The 828-nt window shown below is 40.1% G+C and carries 1 protein-coding gene; it reads left to right on the forward strand.

Annotated features, from left to right (window positions below):
- Positions 1 to 311 precede the first annotated feature (311 nt).
- Positions 312 to 828: EAL domain-containing protein (locus A3738_RS23135; protein WP_197473979.1), on the forward strand; the 517-nt coding region annotated here is incomplete at its 3' end.

The following is an 828-nucleotide window of genomic DNA, read 5'->3' on the forward strand; positions in this document are numbered from 1 at the left end:
AGTTCATAAGCTCGTCTACACTAATAATTCAAGCGTACAAAAACAAATGCTCACTCATAGAGCTCATCGCGTATTTACCTGAAGTTATGCAAAAACAAGACGTCTTATTGGCTCGTCAGCCTATTTATAATCGACAAAAAGAAGTACATGCGTACGAGCTACTCTTCAGGGATAACGAAGAAAATAAAGCAACTTTTTTCTGCGATCTCAGCGCAACATCAAACGTGCTTTTAAACCTGTTCACTGAAACGGACCTAGAATTTGTGACGTGTGGATTACCCGCGTTTATTAACTTTTCAGGCGAACTGTTAATGGAAAAGCCCATCTTTGATCCTCACATGGTGGTCATCGAAATCCTTGAGCACGTTAAAATTACTCCAAGCTTCATAAAGCGCGTCATTGCGCTTAAGAAAGTCGGTTATACGATTGCGCTGGACGACGTAGTAAAAGCACCTCACTACAAACCTCTGCTTCCTTATATCGATATCGTGAAAATCGATCTACCTAGTTTGAGTGAAGATGAGTTGCGACAATCAGTCGACTATCTAAAGGACTTCGACGTCACTTTGCTTGCCGAAAAAGTTGAAACTCACGAAGAGTTTCAACTTTGTTCCGATTTAGGCTTTGAGTTGTTTCAGGGTTATTTTCTTGCTAAGCCTGAATTGGTTAAGGGTAAAAAATTAAACACCAACCAAATATCGGTACTTGGGCTAATCGCTGAACTCCAAGACCCCAATATAGACATAAACCACGTCAGCGATATTATAAGCCAAGACCCCATTATCAGTTTTAAGTTACTGAAATTGATTAATTCAGCCGCTTATCGAC

It is taken from the genome of Oleiphilus sp. HI0066 (genome assembly GCF_001635725.1).